Origin of the sequence: Streptococcus sp. CF8_St5-17 (assembly GCF_024295665.1) — a bacterium.
Lineage (GTDB): Bacteria > Bacillota > Bacilli > Lactobacillales > Streptococcaceae > Streptococcus.
In genome coordinates this window covers 1-24777 of sequence record NZ_JANCOU010000007.1, presented here as the reverse complement: position 1 = coordinate 24777, position 24777 = coordinate 1, and the positions used below count along the sequence as shown (strand labels likewise).

Sequence of the window (24777 nt, the reverse complement as noted above, 5' to 3'; positions counted from 1 at the left end):
CTAGAATAGTGCTGAGTTAGGATCAACACGTCTTGCAAGTAAGTTTGATAGGATAACGAGAATCAAACCGACGACTGACTGGTAGAGACCGGCTGCTGAAGCCATACCGATATCTGCTGTCTGAGTCAATCCGTTAAAGACATAGACGTCCAATACATTTGTTACACTATAGAGCTGACCTGCGTTGTGAGGGATTTGGTAGAAGAGACCGAAGTCTGCACGGAAGATATTTCCGACTGCAAGGATGGTCAATACTGTCACAAGCGGTGTCAACTGAGGGATGGTTACGTTACGGATACGTTGCCATTTGCTAGCACCGTCCACTGTCGCTGCTTCGTAGTAAGTTGGGTCAATACCCATGATAGTTGCGTAGTACATCACACTACTATATCCAAAGCCTTTCCAGATACCTAGGAAAAGGAGAAGGTAAGGCCAAATACTTACATCAGCGTAGAAGTTAATACCCTTCATTCCAAGAGCTTCTAAGGTGTGGTTGATAAGCCCTTTATCGATGTTTAGGAAAGCATCTGTAAAGAAACTGATGATAACCCAAGATAGGAAGTAAGGGAACAACATAGATGTTTGGTAGATTTTAACCATTTGCTTAGAGCGAAGTTCACTAAGGATAATGGCGATACCAACTGACACAATTAAACCGATAAAGATAAATCCAAGGTTGTAAAGTACAGTGTTTCGAGTGATGACAAAGGCATCCTTGGAACTAAACAAGAATTTAAAGTTATCTAGTCCGACCCATTTACTATTTATAATACTGTGGACGAATCCTTCACCAGTCATATGGTAGTCTTTGAAGGCAACCACATTCCCAAAAACTGGAATGTAGAAGAATAAAATCAACCAAATTGTTCCTGGTAGAACCATTAAGAGAAAAATCCAATTATCTCTTAAAGTTTTTGAAAACTTGTTCATAATTTCCTCCCTTTTTATTTTCTAAAACTTCATAATCTCACATTTTTAAATTTGATAACGTTTACAAAAATAGTATACTCTTATTTTTAGGACAGTTTAAACTACAAATTATAGAAAAAACTCCACAAATTATTTTATGTGGAGAGCTTTTTTATATAAGAAGGATGTTTCACGAGAAACTTTCTTCCTGAATAGAGTTTTCCTAGGTTGTATAAATGGTCGAAGCTGTCGCAATAGTATGCCACTGGTTAGCCGTTGTGGCTGCGAAGTCCTGATCCCCGTAGAAATCGTTGAATGGCAAGATCTCTACTTCTAGTTCGTCGATACGAGAGATTTCGCCTGCTAGATAGTTTTCAATGCGACTTTCTGCGCGCTTGATCCGTTGCAAGAGCCCACCCATACGAATGTCTACTGTATCCAAGCCAAAGACCTTGTTTTCTTTCAACCATTGTTGACTAAAGAGAGCATGGAAGATTTCAATCTGGCTTCTGAGTTTTGGCAATTCTCCTCTAGCTATTCCTTGCAAACTGTCTTTATCATCAGCTTGATAAACTTGACGGATACGTCGCCCCACATCCACTTTACTACTTAAAATGGCATTCAACTGTGCCTGAGTTTCGAAAAGATAAGCGTAAATGCCTGCTTTTTCTTTGATAGTAGTAAGAGTCTCAGCTGCTTGGGCAAAGTGTGGCTTGTCCTGTTCAGGTGTCATGTGCTTGTCAAGAATTGGGCAGAGAACATCCTGATAAAAGACATAACGGTTAGGGTTAATCCCACTGAGATTATCTGGTAGATCTGGCAAGAGGTTAGCAAGGTCAAGTTGCATGAAGTCTTCAACCGATAAACCTGTATTGGTCTTGAAATGAGCTGACAAACGGTCTAAATCATTGCGGTAGCTGAGTTCTGCCCAGATTTGCAAGCTTGGAAAGATAGAGAACTGGGCTGTTTCCCCACCATTGTCCCCCCAACCCGTCACGATGACTTCCTTGATCTGATTAGCACGACAGGCTTTATTAGCTTCAAGAGCGATAAGACGACTGAAATGGTTGTGTGGTGTAAAGCCAATCCACTTCCAGGCACCACCTGCAAAAGCGATATCCTGGCTAATCTTGTGGTGATTACGGAAGTTACGGTTGTATTTTTCTTCGCTATCCTGATAATAATCCCAGTAAACCAAGGTCACACGGTCTTTGAGACGATCAAGATAAACGCGCGTTTCCTCTGGAATTTCCACATCACGATCATACTGCCCATCTGCTGACATAAGCTTGAAGAACATATCGCTCCACATCTGGCAGTGGAAACCATACTTGTCTGCAATATCCAGCACGCGCTCCAAGTGTTGGCACATGAGGAGACTCCGATCAACCACACCGTTCAGGATAAGGTAACGTCCCAAACCAACTAGGTGAGCTTCGTCCATTCCGATATTGACCTTGCGAGTTTGTAGTTTAGATAACGTCGCAAACATACCGTCAATCAGGTCGTAGACTTTTTCTTCACCGATGAGAAGAATGTCTTCTACATCGCGGAGTTGCTGGACTTCTTTGACACCCCATTTGACAAAGGCTGATAAGTGGGCCAGGGTTTGGATACATGGGACAAAGGTCATGTCAAACTGCTGAGCGTATGCTTCGATTTCCTGTAATTCCTCAGCTGAATAAGCCCCACGGAAATAACCAAAGTAAGGTTGTCCTTCAATTTGATAAGTGTCTTCCATGTAGAGCTCAAAGGTTGAATAACCCATCAGAGCTAAGACTTCAATCATCTGCTTGGCAGATGCGACATTGAGCACGGCATTGCGCGAACAGTCAGCCATGTAGGCTAAATCTTCATAAGCTGCTTGTTCTTCAATCTCTACCTTATCACCTTCTTCTAAAGCTGTTGCTAGCACAGACAAGGCACGATAGAGTTGATGAGGTTTTCGATAGGTCAATTGATAGTGGCCACCCTCACCCTTGATAGAGATGGAGGCCTGATCAGACTGAGCGACTGCCACCTCTACATCTGGTAGAGAAATGTGATTTTTTAATACTTCGATAGATTGGGCTTGTTTGGGACTAAGTCCTGTAAAACTTACCATTGGTTTTCCTCCTGTAACCAGTTGACAAGGGCACCGTAGAGATTGGCATCTGCGTGATAGGTGCAAGCTTGGATGACTGGAGCGATTGTATATTCTTCATATCTTTCCACAAAGGTATCTACTGCTTTTTGCACACCTTTGATAAAATCTGGGTTTTGACTGATAGAGCCACCTAGGCTAATCACATCTGGATCAATGAGATACTGGATATTGAGCAGGCCTTGAGCAAGATTACGATTCATACGCTCAATGGCTTCCTGGCAAAGAGCATTGCCGGCTGCAGCTTCTTGGTAAATCTTACGGCCATCCCAGTCAGACTGACCTGATTTCTCAATCACATAACGAACCATGTTCCCCGTAGAAGCTAGTAACGACCAGTTATTGAGCTTTTCTGCAGGCTCGATGGTTGTCATGTAGCCAAACTCACCGCCCAAACCATGACGACCACGGTGTAGCTTCCCATTGATAATCATGGCTCCACCGATTCCTGTACCAATGACAACACAGGCTGCATTTTCAATCTCAGGATGCGCCAGCAATTCACTCAGCCCAACGCAGTTGGCATCATTTTCTAAATGAACAGGTAGTTTGTGATGAGCAAGGGCCTCATACCAAGAAAAACCATGGATGTAAGGAATGGCGCTAATTCCCTCAATCACTCCTGTTTCTTGGTTAACTGCACCTGGCACACTCATAGCAATCCCACGATAGTCTTGTTCTGACAAACGTTGGTCCAACCAAGCAAGCAACTCTTCTAGAGTCTCTGGCGTCGGTGTGCTGATCTTATCTAAAATCTTTCCATCAGGAGTTAGACTAGCAAACTTAATGCCAGTTCCTCCAATATCAATGGTTGCAAGGGTCATGGCTTTCACCTGTAAAAAGGAGCGAATCAGCAGTTGGTCCTTACTTTTTCGCTCCTCCTTTCTGTTTATGTTTTCTTGTTGAAATTAAATTTCTTCTTTTTTGATCAATTCTGTACGAATTTCCTGTGGTGCCAATAGTCCTGAATGAACTGGATATGGGCGTTCCAACAAATCAAGAATGGTTTGTTGTTTTTCAGACACGCGAACATTTTCTTGACTCATATTGTAGTAACGAAGGACGTATCCTTCTTCATTTTCAGCAACTTTAAAGGCTGTTGGGCAGACTTGTGGCAAGTTGAGGGCTGCATGGTTGAAGAGACTACCTGTTGCAGCAACGCTACCTTCTTGTTTTGCAACTTGAAGGGCTGTAAATGGCACCTGGAAGGCTTTTGCACGACGGAAGGCTGAGAAACGTTCGCCTGCTTGATGGCATTCTACTGCAAACTCAACTTCGATATCGCGCAAGCACTGGGCTTCTGGCGTTGGGAAGTAGCCCCAGTCACCTAGCTCACCTGAAGCACGGAGAAGAGTTACAGCCATGGTGTCGTCTCCAAGGATTTCGTATTCGTGCAATCCTTTATTGGATACGGTCACTCCTTTTACATCATCATACAAACTGACAAAGGCTTGTTGGTGTTGTGGATTTTCAGGATTTTCCCAAGAAGCTGCCGGTTTATTTGGTCTTGTCACAACTTCATAGATGCTTTCAGAATCATTACTTGGGCGTGTGTTATGAGTTTTGACCAAGAGACGAATGCGGTGGTCTTTGGCTGTATTGGTAAAGCGAGTCTTGAAGCGAATCTGTGGATTGTCCACAAAGACAGTCATTTCTGTTTCAAGAGGAATGGTTGTCAACTCTTCTGAACGACCTGCATCTCGTTTCATGAACTCGATGATACCTCTTTGTTCAGCATCCAATTTTTCATCTGCGCTAACTGGAATAGTCAAGTCATGTTTGAGCAAAACCTTAGCATAGCGAGCATTGTTTTCTAAGACTTCATAGCCTTTCAGTTGAGCGTAGATTGGCTCAGTTCCTTTTGGTTGGAAATAAATGTACTCATTCCCGATATCTCCACGGTCCTCGAATTGGATGAAATCTTCGTAGGCTTCGTTAGTAGTCTTGTCGTAGACTGTAATTCCTTCATCTACACTCACTGTCACGAATGGTGTATCAATGACTCCATTTTGGTAAATACCATCACGGTGATCTACTTGACCTTCGACCAATTGGAAGCTTGCCCAAGAAAGCGGAGCAAGGTGGACTGGGATTGTCACGCGAACTTGGCGTGCAATATATGGTTGGCGGAATTTATCCTTAGGCAAGGTATAACCAAAACTTGCTCCCAAGTCTTCAATCTTGGCTTCAAGGACATGGCCATCCAAATCTTCAACATGGTAATCTGGCAAGGTCACAGCTGCCATCTTCTTGTAACCTTCTGTTGGGTGCAATTCTTTGAAATCACAAGTCACAACATCCACTACAACACTGACTGTATCAACCTTGTCATGTAAAGTTGTATTGACAACCGTAAAGAGGTGGTCACTTTGCGCTTCTTGAGTTGCTATTTTATGTTTCCACTCATTGAGAAGGTTGGTCTTGACAAAGTTTCCAACCTGATTGACCTTGGCAAAACGAGTTTCCATTTCACGGTGTACTTCATCAATACTGCATCCACAGATGCTATCGTGTGGTGCATTTTGCAAGAGTACTTTCCAAGCATAGGTCAATTGATCCTTGTGGTTATGTCCACCAGTAATGATGGTCAAAGGTTCTACTACTTGCTCCAACAAATTGCTGTTTTCTTGGAAGGCTTGTTTGAGATAAACGCGTGAAGAAGAGGTGTTAGCAAGGGTGTACCAACCATCAGTTTCCTGGCTAGTCAACTCACCTGTAACTGTTGATAGATGTTCAGGAAGTGCACTTTCCACTGCTTGAACGTATTCATCAAAGGAGCTGTGAACAAAGGTCACGTCAGGGAAAAGTTCGTTTGCCACACGAATGGCTTCACTCAAATTTCGTTGAACTGGTTGGTGATCACATCCGTTCATCATCAACCATTGGTTAGTAGAAGCATAGTCACGGACGTCTGCCAATTTTTGTTTCCAGAAGGTCAAGGCTTCATCTTTATCTACTGGAATTTCGTTCCCGTTACTGTACCAGTTAGCAAATAGAATGCCGAGCACACGGCTACCATCCGCACCTTGCCAGTACATCTCAGAAAATTGAGAGGTAAACTGCTCATCTTCGAGGACTTGGTTGTCAAAGCCGATCGGTTTGACACCACGACCAAAGGCTGCTACGTGAATACCTGATTTTTGAAGGATTTGAGGAGCTTGCCCCATATTTCCAAAAGTATCTGGAAAGTAACCAATCTGAGTTGATTTACCCCATTTAGCACATTCAGCTTGGCCAATCAAGGTATTGCGGACATTGGCTTCACTGGAAATCAAATAATCATCCTGCAAGATGTAGAATGGTCCAATCTTGAGTTTCCCTTCGTCGATATAACGCTGCACCTTGTCACGGTTTTCAGGGCGAATTTCTAAATAGTCATCGAGGACAATGGTTTGTCCATCTAGGTGGAAGCTCTTGAACTCAGGATCATTTTCAAAAAGATCAAAAAGATTGTCAAAAAGTTCCACCAATTGCATCCGGTGACTTTCAAAAGGTAGATACCACTCACGATCCCAGTGACTGTGAGAAATAATATGTACAACAACATTTTCCATGGAGTAAAACCTCATTCTAACTTAAATTTAAAAATATATTTGTGATTCTGTACAAGAATCTATTGAGCTAAGGCTTATTAGCGAATATCTAGGTAATCCAAGACCAATTCGCAGAACATCATGTTGGCCCATGAGAACCATTCACGAGAGTAGAGAGTCGGATCGTCTACGTGGAAGCTTTCGTGCATGACACCTGTTCCACCATCGCAGGCAACGAGTTGATCTAGCAAATGTTTTTTCTCCGCCTTATCCGTCGTTGTCAATCCTTGGATAGATAGAGCAATCGGCCAGATATAGCGGTAGAAGGTATGTGAACTTCCGAGTCCACTAGCGTATTCTCCTTGGTAGAAGTATGGATTTTCAGGGCTCAGAATAGTGCGACGAGTGGCTTGATACACTTCGTCATTGACATCACAGTAACCAAGATATGGAGCAGCCAACAAACTTGGCACGTTAGGATCGTCCATGATGCTAGCATTTCCTAGACCGTCTACCTCAAAGGCATAAATCTTTTCACCCTTACTATTTGTAGTGTAGGCGTAATTTTCGATCCCTTCTTGAATCTCAGTTTGGAGGCGTTTGGCATCAGCAATAATACTTTCGCTATCGGCTAGAGTCAATTCTGCAAAGATTTCTTGGACATAACCCAAGACAACCACTGCAAACATATTCGACGGAATCAAGTAGCTATACTGACAGCAGTCATCACTTGGACGGAAGGCTGACCAGGTCATTCCTGTCACGGCAAAGTCAGGACCAAATCCATCATTTACCAAGGTATCCTCCTTGCGATCAGTGTCACGAACGAAACGGTATGGTGAATTATTGTGATCTTGCTCCACCGTCCAAAGATGAAGGATTTCCTTGGCCGCGGTGACAAAGATTTCATCAAATTGACTCGTCTCACCAGTTTCCTTCCAAAGGAGATAAGCCAATTGCAAGGGATAGCAAAGCGAATCCACTTCATACTTACGTTCCCAAATCCAGCCATTGAGGTCTGTATGGTCTGTCTCGTGATGACCCTTCCAGTTCTCCTCAATATTGAAAGAGTTGGCATAGGGATCCTTGAGAATCAAAGCCATCTGGCGTTTAACCAAGCCAGCAATGGTCTGGCGCAAACGAGGGTCTCTTTTTGCCACATGAAGGTATGGTCTAAGCTGAGCAGTTGAATCACGGAGCCACATAGCTGGAATATCCCCGGTTAGCACAAAGGTCGAGCCGTCTTCTAAGATTTCAACTGTATTGTCTAAAGTGTCTGTGTAGCAACGTTCAAAGACATCCACCCATTCCGGATGATCTTTAGCACGCTCCGCTACCTCATCTAGCCACTCTCTAACAATTTCTTTTGAATAAACCATAAACTATTTTGCCTCTTTCAAACAAATTTTCATTTTCAGTATATAGCTTTTAGTCCAGAAAATATATACACAAATGTTAGTCATTATTCTACAAAATTGTTATATTTGAAAGTCATTTTCTAAAAGTCTCCTTTTTCTGATATAATGTAAAAAACTAACTAAGGAACCACTATGAAACCTATACTTGAAACCATTGATACGCGTTTTGGCACCGCGAGCAAGCATGCCTTTTCACGAGGCAATACACTACCCTACACTGGAGTGCCTTTTGGGATGAATTACTTTGTTCCACAAACTAGTGATCAGGAAGGATCTTGGTTTTTTGATCCCCATCTTCCCATATTTCAGGGTATTCGATTAACCCATCAGCCTAGCCCTTGGATTGGTGATTATTCTTGGTTACTACTGACTCCTGTTACAGGAAAAATCAGCGGTGACACGCTCTTCTATCGTCAGTCTTCCTATAACTTGGAGCGTGCCATTTTCAATCCCCATTATCTCAGAATTTTTTCTGAACGTTACCAGATTGAAACTCAACTCACACCGACTTGCTATGGAGCTTCTATCCAACTAAGACAAACACAAGGCCAGCACCTCTCGCTCTATATTCGTGCAGCTGATGATTTAACATTAGAGCAAGTGGATAATCGTACTATCGACTTTCGACAAAGTGGATTAACAGAAACAAACAAAAGTCCCCTAGTCATGTTCACTGTCCTCGCATTCTCTACGGATATTAAATCTATCAATCAAGAGGGGGAAGACTGGCGTATTGACTTGGCTGGAGCAGAAGCTCAAGTTCAACTGGCAACTTCCTTTATTTCCAAAGAGCAAGCCCTCTTTAATCTCCCTAAACAAGATTTTGAAGAAACAAAAGCAGATGCTAAAGATAGTTGGGAAGACCTTCTGGGCCGTTTTGATGTCGTAGAAACCGGCTCAGTAGACCGAACATTTTTTGACCACTGCCTCTACAGGCTTTTCCTCTTCCCGCAAACATTTTATGAGGTGAATGAGCAGGGCGAGAATATTCATATGGGCCTTGCTTCAGGAACGATCAAGCCTGGTCTACTCTATACCAACAATGGTTTTTGGGATACCTTCCGCACTTCATTCCCACTCTTTGCCTTGATTATTCCGGAATACTATCACCAATTTCTTGAGGGCTTCCTTAATAGCTACCGCGACACTGGCTATCTCCCTAAGTGGCTTGCTCCTGACGAACGAGGAATGATGCCTGGTACTTTGATTGATGGTCTTATTGCAGATAGCGCTTGTAAAGGCATGGCACCTGAACTTGAAGAAGAATTTCTCAAAGCCATGATTGAAACTGCGACCAAGGCAGATCCAAAAGCTGTCAACGGGCGACACGGTCTTGCTCAATACCAAGAACTTGGCTACCTATCCACAGATTATCATGAAAGTGTCAGTCATACACTGGACTATGCTTATAGTGATTTTTGCATCTCTACCTGCGCAGCAAAATTGGGTCAAGAAGAACTAGCACAAACTTATTCCCAATATTCTAAGAATTATCAAAATCTATTTGACCCTGAAACAGGCTACATGAGGGCGCGTGATGTAGATGGCAACTTCCGTCCTGACTTTTCTCCTTATAGTTGGGGTCGTGACTACGCTGAGTGTTCAGCCGTTCAAGCCAGTCTCGGTGTCTTACATGATATTTCTGGACTTAGCCAACTAATGGGGGGAAAAGAATCCTTTAGTAACTATCTTTTGAAAACTTGTCAAAGTCTCCCTCTCTTTGAAACGACCGGCTATGGTTATGAAATCCATGAAATGAGCGAAATGGCAACAGCGCCATTTGGTCAACTAGCCATTTCAAACCAACCAAGTTTCCACATCCCTTACCTTTTCCGCTACAGTAATTATTCTCAATATACCAGTCTCTTAATCAAGACCCTTCGTCAAAAAGCCTTTCGATCTGACTGGGATGCTTATCCAGGAGACGAGGATAACGGTAGTCTATCAGCTTGGTATGTCTGGTCTGCTCTTGGGCTTTACCCAACCTGTCCAGGAAAAGCATCTTACGACCTTGGGATTCCACTCTTTGATCATCTGCGTGTCTATCTGGCAGAAAAAGAGCAGTGGTTGGATATTCGTACTCAGCAAAATCATGAACATTTCCACTTTGTACAAGACTGTCGATTGGACGGGAAAGAAAAACAAACCATCAGTCATCAGGAACTGCTTAATGCTCAAACCCTTGACTTTAATCTCAGTTGGTTACCGAAGCATTAATAACCAAACCCCTTTGTCGTACATAAAGGAGTTTTCTTATCAATATAAAGTTATCCACAAACTGTGAATAACCTTCAAACTTTCTTCGGAAAATATTTTCAAGATTTTCCAAAACAAATCTCCAACCAAATTATATATGATTTGCAATAGAAATGCTGTTAGAACCCTTGTCCAATGAGGCTTTATCCCAGATTATCCTCTCTTATAATTCCTAAATTTCTTGTCTCCTTTACAAATGATAGCTATAAAAATATTTTTGATAGGCTAGTATCGAGTTATCCACAACTTGTGGATAACTCTTTCTCAATCAACAAGGGCTTCCTCCTATATTTTAGCGAGCCTTTACATTTTTTATAGTAAATTTCAAATTTTATTAGGCGCTTTCAAAAAAACATGATAAACTGAAATTATCAGAAAAGGAGACATTATGAAAAAAGATCAACACCAACTTAATTGGCTGATGGTTTCTCTGATCGCTTTCAACATGGTTTGGGGGCTAGGAAACGTCGTCAACAACTATTCTCAACAGGGAATTTCAGTCGTCGTATCTTGGGTTTTAATCCTCGCACTCTACTTCATCCCTTATTCCCTCATTGTCGGACAACTAGGTTCTACCTTTAAGGAAAGCGGAAGCGGTGTTAGTGACTGGGTTGAAAAAACATCAACCAAACGTCTCGCCTACTTTGCCGCTTGGACCTACTGGGTTGTGCATATCCCTTACCTCGCACAAAAACCTCAAGGAATCCTGATTCCGCTTGGATGGGCCTTGCAAGGCAACGGTCAATTTCTAAAACAAATTGACTTCCACTGGATTGTTATTCTCAGCTTACTAATCTTTGGACTTTTCCTCTACCTTTCTACAAAGGGATTGGCAACTCTAAAAGTTATCGGTAGCTTGGCGGGAAGTGCTATGTTGATTATGTCTCTATTCTTTGTGCTTTTGGCTGTCGGTCTGCCTTTCATCAAGCCTGATATTCAGTTTGCGACACCACACATGGATCAGCTGAGCACCTACATTCCAAACTTTGATTTTTCTTATTTTACAACGATTTCACTGCTAGTATTTGCAGTTGGTGGTTGTGAAAAAATTTCCCCTTACGTGAATCAAACCCGCAACCCTGCAAAAGAATTTCCAAAAGGTATGATTGTCATGGCCATCATGGTAGGTCTCTCTGCTATCCTTGGTTCAGTTGCCATGGGAATGCTATTTGATGGCAATAATATCCCTGAAGACCTCATGCGTAATGGTGCTTATCAAGCCTTCCAAATGCTAGGAAATTCTTGGGGCGTTGGAAACCTCTTTGTCGTAATCTATGCTCTTACAAACATGGTCGGACAAATTGCGGCACTTGCCTTCTCTATTGATGCACCACTGCAAATCCTTCTCAATAACGCTGATGAAAACTACATCCCAAGTTGGCTTCGTAAACGTACTGAAAAAGGCGTCCTCATTAATGGTTATCTCCTTACAGGCGTCCTCGTTAGTCTCATCATCATCCTCCCAATTTTTGGTATCCAGGAAATTGACGGACTTGTAAAATGGATGACCAACCTCAATTCTATCGTGATGCCGATGCGTTACCTCTGGGTATTCCTTGCCTACATGATGCTCAATCGCGCCTGGAAGACATACAAAAATGCCGAATACAAGTTTGTGAAAAATCCTAAACTTGGCTTTATTATCGGTACTTGGTGCTTCCTCTTTACAGCCTTTGCTTGTATCCTAGGTATGGTTCCAAAAATTAACTATGCTGAGAATCCAACTGCTTGGCAATTCTCTCTACTTACAAATATCTTAACACCAATTATTCTGATTGGTTTGGGTGTTATTCTACCAGTACTTGCCAAAAAAGAACAAAAGAAACAAAGCAAATAAATTCTACTATTAGCTAGATAGTTTCGCTTTTGTCTTTTCCTGAAAGAAAAATCCCCTTTGAACCATATTGTTCAAGGGGATTTTTTTGTTTGATAATCTATTTTCTACTTAGCTTCGTACCAAGTTACACCTTCATTTTCGTCAGCAATCAGTGGCACACTGAGTTGAATGGCTTCTTCCATAGTTTGTTTGACAAGATTTTTAATAACTATCAATTCTGACTTAGGCACCTCAAGTACAATTTCATCGTGTACTTGTAACAGCATCTTAGTCTGATAACCACCTGCTACCAAGGCTTTATCTAACTGAATCATAGCGATTTTGAGAATATCTGCAGCCGAACCTTGGATAGGTGAGTTGATAGCTGTACGTTCCGCAAAACCACGAATGTTAAAGTTACGCGAATTGATATCTGGCAACTCACGACGACGTTTGAAAAGAGTCTCTACATAACCCTTATCACGCGCTTCACGCACCACTTCATCCATGTAGTTTTTAATACCTGGGAAGCGTTCAAAGTAGGTATCGATATAGGCCTTCGCCTCTTTACGGCTGATACCTAGGTTATTGGATAAACCAAAGTCTGAAATTCCGTAAACCACTCCAAAGTTGACAGCCTTGGCATTGCGACGGTCATTCGGAGTCACATCCTCAGGACGTTCAATCCCAAAGACACGCATGGCTGTCGAGGTATGAATATCCGCTCCTTCTTGGAAGGCCTTAATTAAGTGTTCATCCTTAGAGATATGCGCCAAAACGCGCAATTCAATCTGTGAGTAGTCCGAGCTGAGAAGGACACTATCCTCCCACTCTGGCACAAAAGCCTTACGAATAAGACGACCTTGTTCCAATCGAACAGGGATATTTTGCAAGTTTGGATCCACACTAGACAGACGACCGGTCTGAGTCAAATCCTGTACATAGCGCGTGTGAATCTTGCCATCCGCTAAAATCCAGTCCTGTAGACCGATTACATAAGTGGATTGAATCTTAGCAATCTGACGGTAATCGAGAATTTTCTTAACGATTGGGGCAATAGGAGCTAGACGTTCCAAGACATCTACTGCTGTCGAGTAACCGGTCTTAGTTTTCTTCGTGTATTCGAGAGGGAGACCTAGCTTTTCAAAAAGCAATTCGCCAAGCTGTTTAGGCGAGTTGATATTAAATTCCTCACCAGCCAATTCATAAATCTCTTGCGTCAACTTTTCGATGACGAGCTCATTTTCAGCTTGCATCTCAAGCAAGGTTTCTTTTTTGACCTTGATCCCAGCGATTTCCATCTTAGCTAGAACAAGGGCCAGAGGTTGCTCCATCTCATAGAGGAGGTCTAATTGACCGTTTTCACTTAACTTGTCAAGTAAAACAGGTTCAGTTTCAACTAAAACAGCAACCTTACGAGCTAAGTGTTCCAAGAATTTCTCTCGCTCAGGGATAGCTTTCTTGACACCCTTGCCGTAGAAGGTTTCATCATCAGGTAAATATGTCTTACCGTATAGACTAGCAATGGTTGAAATTTCATTATTCTCTACTGTTGAGAGAAGATACTTAGCCAAACGGCTGTCAAAAGCAGGAGCCTGTAAATTCAAACCAAAGCGATTTAAGAGAACTTTAGCCTTCTTAAAGTCATACACTTTCAGAGGTGTTTTTTCTAGAAAATCCTTAAGAATCGGATCCTGCAGAAGTTCTAGCTTATCTGTAGCGTAAAGTTTGTCTCCACAAGACCAGGCAAAGCCAACTAAATCATCTATATGATAGTTTTCTCCAAAAAGTTCAAAGTGGAAGATAGAGTCTTCACTCAGCATATCTTGACTTACTTTATCCACCATAGTGAAATTCAAAGTCTCAGCTTGGTTAGTCTGAGAAGCATTCAAGGCTTGCTTGAGCTGCTTAAAGCCCATCTCATCGTAGAATTTCCCAAGGTTTTCCACATTTGGCCCACTATAGACCAAATCATCCAGACCTATCTCGATTGGCGCTTTCGTGTCGATGGTAGCTAGTGTTTTAGACAGAAAGGCTTGTTCCTTGTCATTGACAAGATTTTCCTTCATCTTTGAAGCCTTCATGCTGTCAATATTTTCATAAATACCTTCAAGCGAGCCATGTTCTAACAAGAGCTTGATCCCAGTCTTTTCACCAATCTTAGTTACACCAGGGATATTATCTGACTTATCTCCCATGAGGGCTTTAAGATCAATGAACTGAGCTGGTGTGATGCCCATCTTTTCCATGAGATATTCTGGTGTAAACGCCTCAAATTCAGCTACACCTTTCTTAGAAATCTCAACCACTGTATGTTCATCTGTCAACTGAATCAAGTCCTTGTCTCCACTGACGATCGTTACATCAAAAGATTCCTTTTCAGCCAAGCGTCCCAAGGTACCAATGATATCATCTGCTTCATACTGGGCCAACTCATAATGACGAATCCCAAGATGGTCTAGCAACTCACGAATAAAGGGAAATTGCTCACGAAACTCATCCGGAGTCTTAGCACGGCCACCCTTATAATCAGCATACATCTCTGTACGGAAAGTTGTCTTTCCTGCATCAAAAGCAACCAGGATATGACTCGGTTGGACACGTTCCAATAGGTGATTTAGCATCAGATGAAATCCATAGATTGCATTGGTATGTAGTCCATTGTCATTTTTAAAACGATCCAGTTGCTGATAAAGTGCAAAGAATGCTCGGAAAGCAACCGAAGAACCATCAATCAATAATAATTTTTTCTTGTCCATACACCCATTATATAGGAAAGCAGGGAAAAATACCATTGCTAAGAGTTATATTAAAGGAGAAGGCTTATTGGGATGTTTTTTCAACTCGCGCACCATTGCTATCAACTTGGAATCCATCTATAATCGTATCTACTGCCAATTCTCCAGATGCGTTCACGTAATAATATTTCCCTGAAACCTGGAACCACTGACTAGCCTTCATTGCACCTGAGCTTTCGAGATAATACCAAATGCCCTTATCCTTCAACCATCCTGTCTGCATTTCCCCAGATGATTTCAAGTAGTACCACTTAGAACCGTCTTTTAACCATCCTGTTCTCATGGCACCATTTGTTTGGAAATAATACCAACTTCCGTTTATCTTTTTCCATCCAAGTGCGACTTTGCCATGTTCATAGTAGTACCAGATTGTTCCCTGTTTTTCCCATCCATTCTTCGAGGTTTCCGTTTTAATTAAGGGGATATAACGTCTGTTCCCACTTCGTGAAATATAACTAATCCATCTATAGCCATCCTTTTCAAGAGTCTGATCATAATGAACACTCATTCCAGGTTCATAGTAATCGATAATAGTAGATGTCAATGATGGCTGATTCATAATAGCTGCTTTTTCTGTAAAGTAGTGAGTTCCACTAGAAGCTAGTACAGATTGATTATTTCCTACACTAGCATTCCCCACATCTTTAAAATGAATGAACCCAGTCATAGTACTTGCTTTAACCGTCCTACGATGATACGTTTCTGTATAATCGTAATTGTACTCCTCGATTTCAACCATATCTCCAATCACGTTAGAAACCCAAGCTACGTGACCATGAGTTCCCCTCGTGCTCCAAGCAATTGCCCCAATCGCTGGTCTCTGATCCACACGATATCCTTCTTTTTGAGCTCGATAGCCCCATTCTTTCGCATGCCCATAAGCAGCTGGTAGTTCGAATCCATTTACACTACTTAATCGAAAAGCAGCAAAAGATGTACACTGTCTGGAGTATAGACGCCATTTATCAATATTTTGACTTCCATTTTTATAATAATAAGGATAATCATCTCCACGTGCCAACGATCCATTGTTTGCCTGGTTGGCATGAACAGTTCCACCACCAAACAGAAAAGCTCCTGCTAACAATAGTGAAGCTGTACCCACAGTCGTTCTTTTAAGCAAAGTTCTCTTTTTACTAAATGCCATTCATTCTCCTTCGAATAGATAAATTTTTGAGGTTGACCTCATTTATATCATTCGAAAGAAAAAGAAAAAAGTGAGAAAACTCCCACTTTCAACCTTAATCCAAATAGTGAATCAAATTCTTTTCCGTTAAAATATCTGAATAGGTGAAGGATTCAACATAGACATTGGCCTGTTTGTCCCCTTCAACATTTCCAAATTCAACGATAAAGAGCGATGGATAAACTTCAATGAGTCTTCCTAAGCGATTCTTTTGGCGTTTACGACCATTTTCTAAGGTCATTTCCACGACTTGTCCTTCATGTGCCTTGATTTCCTCTTTGATTTTTTTCATCTTGGCTACATCTGTAAATGCATCTGTCATCTTTGTTCCTCTCTCTTCGAAATGCTTGAAAACTTGTTATACTCTTTTTGGAAAATCAATTCTACCGTTCCACGTGCACCGCTACGGTTTTTCTCGATAATAACTTCTACTTTGTTATTAGGAAGACCTTCCTCTTCTTCGCCACCACGCTCATAATAGTCGTCACGATAAAGAAAGGCTACAATATCCGCATCCTGCTCGATAGATCCAGACTCACGAATATCTGATAATACCGGTCTTTTATCTTGACGTTGTTCAACACTACGCGACAACTGACTCAGCGCGATAACGGGAACCTTCAATTCCTTGGCCAAAATCTTCAACTGACGTGAAATCTCTGACACCTCTTGTTGACGGTTTTCTCTGCCTGTTCCTGTGATTAGCTGCAGGTAGTCAATCAAGATTAATCCAAGATTGCCTGTTTCCTGAGACAATTTTCTGGCGCGTGACCGAATTTCAGTAATCCGGATTCCGGGTGTGTCATCGATATAGATGCTTGCTTTAGCAAGATTCCCTTGAGCAATCGTATATTTGCGCCATTCTTCCTCAGTAAGTTGTCCAGTACGAATAGAGTGAGACTCTACTAGCCCTTCGGCAGCCAACATACGGTCGACCAGACTCTCTGCACCCATCTCGAGAGAGAAAATTGCAACAGTCTTGTCTAGCTTAGTTCCAATGTTTTGAGCAATATTCAATGCAAAGGCCGTCTTACCAACAGCAGGACGAGCTGCTATAATAATCAACTCTTCCTCGTGTAAACCTGTAGTCATATGATCCAAATCTTGATAACCAGTAGCAATTCCTGTAATATCAGATGTTTGTTGTGAGCGAGTTTCCAAATTTCCAAAGTTTAGGTTTAGGATATCACGAATATTTCTAAACCCACTACGATTGGTATTTTCGCTAACATCAATCAAGCCCTTTTCTGCCTGAGCAATAATTTCATCCACAGGACTAGACGCTTCATAAGCTTGATTAACAGATTCTGTCAACTTAGCAATCAGGCGACGAAGCATAGCCTTCTCTGCTACAATCTTTGCATAGTATTCAGCGTTTGCAGAGGTTGGTACAGAGTTGATAATCTCAACAAGGTAGGACAAACCACCAATATTTTGCAAATCACCTTGATCATCTAAGATCGTGCGAACAGTCGTTGCATCAATGGCTTCGCCACGATCTGACAAGTCAACCATGGCCTGAAAAATCAAACGGTGAGCATACTTAAAGAAGTCTCGAGAGTCTATATATTCTCGAACAAACACGAGTTTACTCTCATCGATAAATATAGCTCCCAATACAGATTGTTCTGCCAAGATATCCTGGGGCTGAACTCGTAGTTCCTCTACTTCTGCCATCAGATTTCCCTTCCTTTTACAACATAATTACTCAAATCTAGATTAGCCTTCTTTTACATGAAGATTGATGACGCTAGTCACATCCTGATAAATTTTTACCGGAACATCAATCAAGCCAACTGCTCGAATTGGAGATTGAACTTGAATATGACGTTTATCAATTTTAATTCCAAATTGTTTTTGGAGTTCTTCCGCAATTTTCTTGCTAGTAATTGAACCAAAAGTTCTTCCATCTGGACCAACTTTTTCAACAAACTCAACGATTGTTTCTTCTGCTTCAAGTTTCGCCTTGATTTCTTGTGCTTCTGCAAGAAGTTGAGCATGTGCTTTTTCTTCAGATTTTTGCTTGCCACGCAACTCACCAATTGCTTGAGAAGTCGCTTCTTTAGCAAGGTTTTTCTTAATCAAAAAGTTTTGCGCATAACCTGTTGGCACTTCCTTGATTTCGCCTTTTTTTCCTTTGCCTTTTACATCTGCTAAAAAGATTACTTTCATTCTTCTGTCTCCTTTTCTCTAATTTCATTAGAAATAACGGTTTTTAGTTTATCACCTGCTTCTTGCAGAGTCATATCTGTCAGTCGGGCAGCTGCCAGGTTGAAGTGGCCTCCACCTCCCAATTCTTCCATAATCCGTTGCACATTGATCTTACTTCGACTTCGTGCAGAGATGGAAATATCCCCTTGGCTGTTTTTTGCAATGACAAAGCTAGCCTCAATACCTGACATGGCTAACATAGTATCAGCTGCTTTACTAATCACTACCGTATCATACTCCTTAGTATCCTTGGCTTGAGCGACAAGAATTGAAGGTTGTACAGCCTGTCCTTGTAAGATTAGCTCATTAACCAATCGATACTCTTCGAAATCAGTAGCTGCAAGTTCCTGGATAACAATACTATCACTTCCACGTGTTCTTAGATAACTTGCAACGTCAAAGGTACGGCTAGTTACACGAGAGGTGAAATTCTTAGTATCCAGCATCATACCGCCCATGAGAACACTAGCTTGAATACGACTTAAGCGTGCTTTCTTAGAGTTTTGGAATTGAATCAACTCTGTTACAAGCTCGCTCGCGCTACTTGCTCCACTCTCGATATAGGTGATAACAGCATTTTCCGGGAAATCCTGATCTCGTCTATGGTGGTCGATAACAATCGTTTGCGTGAATAAGTCATAAAACTCTTTTGACAAGGTTAAAGCGGTCTTAGAGTGGTCCACCATCACTAACAAGGAACGATTAGTGACCATTTCCATAGCTTGAGTTAGAGGGATGAGTTTTGTCACTCCCTCATTCTCTAAAAATTGAATGGCACGATGGATGTCCGGAGACATTTGTTCTGCATCATAGACCACATAACTTTCATCCAAGACGTTACTAGAGAACAACTGCATACCAACAGCAGAGCCTAAAGCATCCATGTCTAAGTTTTTATGACCAACTACGAATACATGGTCGACACTTCTCAACTTTTCAGAGATTGCCGTCATCATTGCTCTTGTACGTGTTCTTGTTCGCTTAATAGAAGCTGCAGAACCACCACCAAAATAAATTGGATTTTTCGTTTCGTCATTCTCTTTTACGACAACTTGGTCCCCACCTCGAACTTCTGCAAGGTTGAGATTTGATAAAGCAACTTTACCAATACCCTCATGATCGCCATCACCGTATGACAAGCCCATACTCATGGTTAAGGCTAAATCTCTCTGCTTAGCTTCTTCACGGAAGGTATCAATTACAGAAAATTTATCCTGCATCAATTGCTCCAATACCGTATAGTCCGTAAACAAGTAGAAACGATCCATAGTCACTCTGCGAGAGAACATCTTATGTTTTCCAGTAAACTCTGCGACATAATTCGCAACAAAACTATTAATATGGCTGATGTCTGATTCAGATGTTTCATTCTCTAAATCATCATAGTTATCTACCGAAATAACACCGATAACAGGGCGACTCGTAACCAACTCTACAGTGGCTTCGTACTCTCCAGAAACATCAAAAAAGTAGAGCACACCAGAATTTCTATCTAGATGTACCGCATAACGTTTTTCTCCCACATTGGCATAAATTCCAGGAGAAGATATGGATGTTTTTATAATTTCTTGAACTTGAGGAAGGTCAATTTCTCCATCTTCCGTTGTCAGCATTAACTCTGCGTAGGGATTGAACCACTCAATCTCACTACTTTCCATGTTTAGTTTGACAACTCCAACCGGCATCTGTTCTAAGAGTGAACTTAAACTATCTTCCGCCTGATGGTTTACGTACTGGATTTGTTCAATTTCTGTTTTTTGATAAGATTTCTTCTGAAAATAAAATAGCAGAAGAAATGCCACCATTAACAAAAATAAGCATGCTATTGTGACTAGGTTATTTTGAAGAAAAATAACCAATACAGTCATGATTATAAAGTCAATCCCAACAAATAAGTATATAAAAAAGGGATTCATTTCATTTTTTTTCATTACAAACCTCTTGCGCAATATTATACCATATTTGCACTGAAAAAGCGACCTTTAAAGAAGGAATAGCACTTGTGCTCAAATGTAGTAATCATGAATACAAAAGGTGGTTTACACTAGTGTAAACCACCTTTTTAATCTAAGCATATTAAGTATTATGATTCTTTCACTTCAAGAAGACCAATATCTCCATCTTCGCGTCGATAAATGACATTTGTTGTTTCATCTTCAACATCGATATAGATGAAGAAATCATGCCCCAATAAGTCCATCTGAAGAAGTGCTTCTTCAAGGTCCATTGGTTTTAAATCAATTTGTTTTGAACGAACAACTTTAGCTTGAGCCCCATCTGTCTCTTCAACCAAAGCATCTGTAAATAATTGGCTAGTAGAAACTTTATTTCTGTTCTTACGTTCAATTTTAGTTTTGTTTTTACGGATTTGACGTTCAATCTTATCTGTCACCAAATCAATAGATCCATACATATCTTGAGAAACATCTTCTGCACGAAGAGTAATAGATCCAAGTGGAATTGTTACTTCTACCTTAGCAGTCTTTTCACGATACACTTTCAAATTTACACGTGCATCTAGTTCTTGATCTGCTTGGAAGTATTTTTCGATCTTTTCGAGTTTAGAAACTACATAATCACGAATTGCTTCTGTTACTTCTAGGTTTTCACCACGGATACTATATTTAATCATATAAGTACCTTCTTTCTAAACATATTTGTTTTTCTATATTTATTATAACGCTTTCAAAAAATTATTGCAATCTTTTTCCTCATCTTACGAGGGAAAATGTTCTAACCTCTTCTGCTCCTGCATTTTCTAGCATACTCTTGACACGGTTAACAGTCGCTCCCGTCGTATAAATATCATCAATCAATAGAATTTTCTTTGGAACCCTACTGTCTTCTTTAATAAAAAATGGAAGTTCCGTGGCCAAACGCTCTGAACGATTTTTAGAAGAACTTGCTTTTTCTTCTCTTTTCCCTAATGCGTCCTGATGGGAAAGTCCTGCAGCCTCTATTAGGCCTGCAACCTGATTAAAACCTCTTTTTGCATACCTCTCAGGGCTTAACGGTATTAAAATAAAATGGTAATCCTTGTATTTTTTTAAATTCTCATTTAAAATCATTGCAAAAGCTTTTCGGAGAATATAATCGCCATCAAATTTGTAACGATTAAAAAAGTCTTTCATTGCTTGATTATAAGTAAAAATCGCTTCATGACTTACTGCAAACCCTTCTTTACACCAAAGTTGACAATCTTGACACGATGTTGACACCCCTTTTTTATAACAATTTGGGCAATGTTCTTCCCCAATCATTTCAAAACTTGAGTAACAAGCTAAACAAAGTGAGCTCTCCTCCTTTTTCAAAAAAAGAAGCTCTCCAAAGGTTAGATTTTTCTTCAAATGTTGTCCACAAAGTAAACAAATCATAAGCCTGCCTCCTTGTTCATCAGCTTGATTTCCTTTATAGCATTCTTAATCGAACGGTTTAATCCATTATGAAAGAAAATTAAATCTCCTGTTGGCCTATCCATGCTACGACCTACACGTCCTCCAATTTGAATGAGACTTGATTTTGTAAAAAGACGATGGTTTGCTTCTACGACACAGACATCAACAGAAGGGAAGGTAACTCCGCGCTCCAATATTGTTGTGCTTATCAATATGGTCATTTCCCTATCCCTAAAAGCTTGAACTTGCTCTAATCTATCTTCAGTAACTGAGGATACGAAACCAATTTTCTCATTCGGAAACTCTAGCTGCAAGATTTCCTTCAACTTCTCTCCCTTTGTAATTTCTGATGCAAATATTAGTAAGGGGTAGCCAGTTCTTCTCTGGTTTTCAACATATCTTTTTAACTTTAATGGTAGGCGAAACTTATCCAAACATTTATCCAGATCAGATAGCCAGACGGGTTTTGGAATAATTAAAGGATTCCCATGGAACCGCCTTGGTAGGCTTAGTCGTTTTAGTTCCCCTAGTCGAACCTTCTTATCCAACTCGTCTGTAGAAGTAGCGGTGAGGAAAATTCTTAGTCCATCATCCTTTACACAATTCTTTACAGCTTTGTAAAGCATCCTGTTATCAACATATGGAAAAGCATCTACTTCATCTACTATTAGCAAATCAAAAGCATGATAAAACTTTAATAATTGATGAGTCGTCGCAACAACCAGAGGTGTCCGAAAATATGGTTTGGACTCTCCATGCAGCAAGGCTATCTCACAAGTAAAATCATTCTGCAATCGCTTATACAATTCCAAACAAACATCTATACGGGGACTGGCTAGACAAACTGCGCCACCATCATTAATAACTTTCGCAACAACTTGATAAATCATCTCTGTCTTCCCAGCGCCAGTCACTGCATGAACTAAAGTTGGCTGCTGACTTTCTACCGCTTGAAGTAATCCCTCTGATACTTTCTCTTGAAATGGAGTCAATTGTCCCTTCCATTTAAGAACATCTTGTTTTGGAAATTTTTCCTGAGGGAAATAATATAATCCTTGATCACTCCTAACTCGCTTCATCAACAAGCATTCTCGGCAGTAATGAGCATTAATAGGTAGAGACCATTCATCTTGAATCATACTATCACATCGTTGACAGAAGAGTTTCCCCTTCTCTTTTCTCATGCTTGGTAGCTTCTCCGCCAACTGTTGTTCTTCTGAGCTTAATTCTTGTTCTGTAAAAAGTCGACCAAGATAATTTGGATTTATTTTCATACTTCTTTATTCGTAAAATCTAGAACTTTAGGTTATTTTTTAGTACAATAAAATTATGGAATTTAGAACGATAAAAGAGGACGGACAAGTCCAAGAAGAAATCAAAAAATCTCGCTTTATTTGCCATTCAAAGCGTGTCTATAGCGAGGAAGAAGCCCGTGCTTTCATTACTGCTATAAAAAAAGAGCACTATAAAGCGACCCATAACTGCTCTGCTTTTATCATAGGTGAACGTAGTGAAATCAAACGAACCAGTGATGATGGGGAGCCAAGTGGAACTGCTGGTGCACCTATGCTAGGAGTTTTGGAAAATCACAATTTAACCAACGTCTGTGTAGTTGTTACCCGTTATTTTGGTGGTATTAAGCTAGGGGCTGGGGGGCTCATTCGCGCTTATGCAGGTAGTGTTGCCTTAGCTGTCAAAGAAATTGGAATTGTTGAAATTAAAGAACAAGCAGGGATTCAAATTCAAATGAGCTATGCACAATATCAAGAGTATGGGAATTTTCTTAAAGAACATAATCTTATGGAACTCGAAACCAACTTTACAGATCAAGTTGACACAATTATCTTTGTCAATAAAGAAGATAAAGAGGATACCAAAGCTGCCCTCATAGAATTTTTTAATGGGAAAGTTATCCTAACAGATCAAGGTTTACGAGAAGTTGAAGTTCCTGTAAACCTTGTGTAAATTATTTTTTATATCCCCCCTTAATTTTTAGATTTACACTGACTATTTTTTCTGATTGTTATAAAAAAATCCTATCGCCTCGATAGGATTTCTATATTTTACAAAAGTCAAAGTTAGCGTTATACTAGTAGCATCTTATATATAGAGGTGCTAATATGGCGATTTATAACAATATCACTGAACTTGTCGGTAGAACACCGATTGTTAAATTGAACAACATCGTACCTGAGGGTGCAGCAGATGTTTACGTAAAACTAGAAGCATTTAACCCAGGGTCATCCGTTAAAGACCGCATTGCTCTAAGCATGATTGAAAAAGCTGAACAAGAAGGTAAACTTAAACCTGGTTCTACTATTGTAGAAGCAACAAGCGGAAACACTGGTATCGGTCTTTCATGGGTTGGTGCTGCTAAAGGCTACAAAGTTGTCATCGTTATGCCTGAGACAATGAGTGTGGAACGTCGTAAAATCATCCAAGCATATGGTGCTGAACTCGTTCTAACTCCAGGAAGTGAAGGTATGAAAGGCGCTATTGCTAAAGCTGAAGAAATCGCTGCTGAACGTGATGGTTTCCTACCTTTGCAATTTATCAACCAAGCTAACCCAGAAGTTCACGAAAGAACAACAGGAGCTGAAATTCTAGCTGATTTCGGAGCTGACGGTTTAGATGCCTTTGTTGCCGGTGTTGGTACTGGAGGAACTATTTCAGGTGTTTCTCATGCTCTTAAAGCTGCGAATTCAAACATTCAAGTTTTTGCAGTTGAGGCAGACGAATCAGCTATCTTATCAGGCGAAAAACCTGGACCTCATAAGATTCAAGGTATCTCTGCTGGATTCATCCCAGAAACACTTGACACGAAAGCTTACGATGGTATCGTTCGCGTAACATCAGACAATGCTCTTGCACTTGGTCGTGAAATCGGTGGAAAAGAAGGTTTCTTGGTAGGTATTTCTTCTGCCGCATCTATCTATGCAGCAATCGAAGTTGCTAAAAAACTTGGGGCAGGTAAAAAAATCCTTGCGCTTGCACCAGATAACGGAGAACGTTACCTATCTACAGCACTCTATGAGTTTGAAGTCTAGTCTCCTAAATACACAAAGCCCTTGTTAAAGGGCTTTTTAATTTTTTATAAAAGAAAAAGGAAGCA

The 24777-nt window shown here is 40.8% G+C and carries 18 protein-coding genes; 4 read left to right on the top strand and 14 right to left on the bottom strand.

Going from position 1 to position 24777, the window contains the following annotated elements; genetic code table 11:
- The 5 genes from NMM19_RS06505 to NMM19_RS06485 all read right to left on the bottom strand — a co-directional run bounded on the left by NMM19_RS06505 (position 1) and on the right by NMM19_RS06485 (position 7964).
- On the bottom strand, positions 1-930 hold the full coding sequence (locus NMM19_RS06505) for a sugar ABC transporter permease (protein WP_178895598.1): 930 nt from the start codon (positions 928-930) through the stop codon (positions 1-3).
- 202 nt (positions 931-1132) lie between these two features.
- Complete coding sequence (locus tag NMM19_RS06500; protein WP_178895599.1) at positions 1133-3013, bottom strand: beta-N-acetylhexosaminidase; 1881 nt, start codon at positions 3011-3013, stop codon at positions 1133-1135.
- Positions 3007-3876: an ROK family protein gene (locus NMM19_RS06495; protein WP_178895600.1), complete on the bottom strand. Its 870-nt coding sequence runs from the start codon at positions 3874-3876 to the stop codon at positions 3007-3009. Before NMM19_RS06495 ends, NMM19_RS06500 begins: the two co-directional genes overlap by 7 nt.
- Positions 3877-3960: 84 nt before the next feature.
- Positions 3961-6606 carry an alpha-mannosidase gene (locus tag NMM19_RS06490; protein ID WP_178895601.1) on the bottom strand — a complete coding sequence of 882 codons (2646 nt, stop codon included), beginning with the start codon at positions 6604-6606 and terminating at the stop codon, positions 3961-3963.
- 77 nt (positions 6607-6683) lie between these two features.
- Positions 6684-7964, bottom strand: coding sequence for a glycoside hydrolase family 125 protein (locus NMM19_RS06485; RefSeq protein ID WP_178895602.1), 1281 nt, complete (start codon positions 7962-7964; stop codon positions 6684-6686).
- A gap of 171 nt (positions 7965-8135) precedes the next feature.
- Here NMM19_RS06485 and NMM19_RS06480 point away from each other — a divergent pair, with 171 nt between their 5' ends.
- Together NMM19_RS06480 and NMM19_RS06475 are read left to right on the top strand one after the other, a co-directional pair.
- A complete protein-coding gene (locus tag NMM19_RS06480; RefSeq protein WP_178895603.1) occupies positions 8136-10220 on the top strand; it encodes a GH92 family glycosyl hydrolase in 2085 nt (694 codons plus the stop codon).
- 427 nt (positions 10221-10647) lie between these two features.
- A complete protein-coding gene (locus tag NMM19_RS06475) occupies positions 10648-12096 on the top strand; it encodes an APC family permease (protein ID WP_178895604.1) in 1449 nt (482 codons plus the stop codon).
- A 104-nt stretch (positions 12097-12200) separates the two neighbouring features.
- On the opposite strand, the gene polA is transcribed toward NMM19_RS06475, so the two are convergent.
- From polA to NMM19_RS06430, 9 genes are all read right to left on the bottom strand, one after another.
- A complete protein-coding gene (gene polA, locus NMM19_RS06470; protein WP_178895605.1) occupies positions 12201-14834 on the bottom strand; it encodes a DNA polymerase I in 2634 nt (877 codons plus the stop codon).
- 64 nt (positions 14835-14898) lie between these two features.
- The gene (locus NMM19_RS06465) at positions 14899-16020 is read right to left on the bottom strand and encodes an SH3 domain-containing protein (protein WP_178895606.1); all 1122 of its coding nucleotides are present in this window, start codon (positions 16018-16020) and stop codon (positions 14899-14901) included.
- A gap of 94 nt (positions 16021-16114) precedes the next feature.
- Positions 16115-16381 carry a Veg family protein gene (locus NMM19_RS06460; protein WP_006154753.1) on the bottom strand — a complete coding sequence of 89 codons (267 nt, stop codon included), beginning with the start codon at positions 16379-16381 and terminating at the stop codon, positions 16115-16117.
- A complete protein-coding gene (gene dnaB / locus NMM19_RS06455; protein WP_178895607.1) occupies positions 16378-17736 on the bottom strand; it encodes a replicative DNA helicase in 1359 nt (452 codons plus the stop codon). Before dnaB ends, NMM19_RS06460 begins: the two co-directional genes overlap by 4 nt.
- 42 nt (positions 17737-17778) lie before the next feature.
- Positions 17779-18231 (bottom strand): 50S ribosomal protein L9, encoded by a 453-nt coding sequence (rplI, locus tag NMM19_RS06450; protein WP_178895608.1) that lies wholly within the window; start codon positions 18229-18231, stop codon positions 17779-17781.
- Positions 18228-20201: a DHH family phosphoesterase gene (locus NMM19_RS06445; RefSeq protein WP_178895609.1), complete on the bottom strand. Its 1974-nt coding sequence runs from the start codon at positions 20199-20201 to the stop codon at positions 18228-18230. Before NMM19_RS06445 ends, rplI begins: the two co-directional genes overlap by 4 nt.
- 152 nt (positions 20202-20353) lie before the next feature.
- Positions 20354-20902, bottom strand: a complete 549-nt coding sequence (gene raiA, locus NMM19_RS06440; RefSeq protein WP_178895610.1) for a ribosome-associated translation inhibitor RaiA — start codon at positions 20900-20902, stop codon at positions 20354-20356.
- Between the two features lie 79 nt (positions 20903-20981).
- Positions 20982-21644, bottom strand: coding sequence for a ComF family protein (locus tag NMM19_RS06435; RefSeq protein ID WP_178895611.1), 663 nt, complete (start codon positions 21642-21644; stop codon positions 20982-20984).
- Positions 21641-22939: a DEAD/DEAH box helicase gene (locus tag NMM19_RS06430; RefSeq protein WP_178895612.1), complete on the bottom strand. Its 1299-nt coding sequence runs from the start codon at positions 22937-22939 to the stop codon at positions 21641-21643. The genes NMM19_RS06435 and NMM19_RS06430 overlap by 4 nt, the downstream gene beginning before the upstream one ends.
- A gap of 55 nt (positions 22940-22994) precedes the next feature.
- Between NMM19_RS06430 and NMM19_RS06425 the strand changes: the two genes are divergently transcribed.
- Together NMM19_RS06425 and cysK are read left to right on the top strand one after the other, a co-directional pair.
- Positions 22995-23630, top strand: a complete 636-nt coding sequence (locus NMM19_RS06425) for a YigZ family protein (RefSeq protein ID WP_178895613.1) — start codon at positions 22995-22997, stop codon at positions 23628-23630.
- 155 nt (positions 23631-23785) lie between these two features.
- Entirely contained in the window at positions 23786-24712 is a 927-nt protein-coding gene (gene cysK, locus NMM19_RS06420) for a cysteine synthase A (protein ID WP_178895614.1), read from the top strand.
- The last annotated feature ends 65 nt before the right edge of the window (positions 24713-24777 follow it).

Coding starts and splice junctions, on each gene's coding strand:
- NMM19_RS06505 (WP_178895598.1), bottom strand. CDS start 930: ATGAACAAGTTTTCAAAAACTTTAAGAGATAATTGGATTTTTCTCTTA.
- NMM19_RS06500 (WP_178895599.1), bottom strand. CDS start 3,013: ATGGTAAGTTTTACAGGACTTAGTCCCAAACAAGCCCAATCTATCGAA.
- NMM19_RS06495 (WP_178895600.1), bottom strand. CDS start 3,876: ATGACCCTTGCAACCATTGATATTGGAGGAACTGGCATTAAGTTTGCT.
- NMM19_RS06490 (WP_178895601.1), bottom strand. CDS start 6,606: ATGGAAAATGTTGTTGTACATATTATTTCTCACAGTCACTGGGATCGT.
- NMM19_RS06485 (WP_178895602.1), bottom strand. CDS start 7,964: ATGGTTTATTCAAAAGAAATTGTTAGAGAGTGGCTAGATGAGGTAGCG.
- NMM19_RS06480 (WP_178895603.1), top strand. CDS start 8,136: ATGAAACCTATACTTGAAACCATTGATACGCGTTTTGGCACCGCGAGC.
- NMM19_RS06475 (WP_178895604.1), top strand. CDS start 10,648: ATGAAAAAAGATCAACACCAACTTAATTGGCTGATGGTTTCTCTGATC.
- polA (WP_178895605.1), bottom strand. CDS start 14,834: ATGGACAAGAAAAAATTATTATTGATTGATGGTTCTTCGGTTGCTTTC.
- NMM19_RS06465 (WP_178895606.1), bottom strand. CDS start 16,020: ATGGCATTTAGTAAAAAGAGAACTTTGCTTAAAAGAACGACTGTGGGT.
- NMM19_RS06460 (WP_006154753.1), bottom strand. CDS start 16,381: ATGACAGATGCATTTACAGATGTAGCCAAGATGAAAAAAATCAAAGAG.
- dnaB (WP_178895607.1), bottom strand. CDS start 17,736: ATGGCAGAAGTAGAGGAACTACGAGTTCAGCCCCAGGATATCTTGGCA.
- rplI (WP_178895608.1), bottom strand. CDS start 18,231: ATGAAAGTAATCTTTTTAGCAGATGTAAAAGGCAAAGGAAAAAAAGGC.
- NMM19_RS06445 (WP_178895609.1), bottom strand. CDS start 20,201: ATGAAAAAAAATGAAATGAATCCCTTTTTTATATACTTATTTGTTGGG.
- raiA (WP_178895610.1), bottom strand. CDS start 20,902: ATGATTAAATATAGTATCCGTGGTGAAAACCTAGAAGTAACAGAAGCA.
- NMM19_RS06435 (WP_178895611.1), bottom strand. CDS start 21,644: ATGATTTGTTTACTTTGTGGACAACATTTGAAGAAAAATCTAACCTTT.
- NMM19_RS06430 (WP_178895612.1), bottom strand. CDS start 22,939: ATGAAAATAAATCCAAATTATCTTGGTCGACTTTTTACAGAACAAGAA.
- NMM19_RS06425 (WP_178895613.1), top strand. CDS start 22,995: ATGGAATTTAGAACGATAAAAGAGGACGGACAAGTCCAAGAAGAAATC.
- cysK (WP_178895614.1), top strand. CDS start 23,786: ATGGCGATTTATAACAATATCACTGAACTTGTCGGTAGAACACCGATT.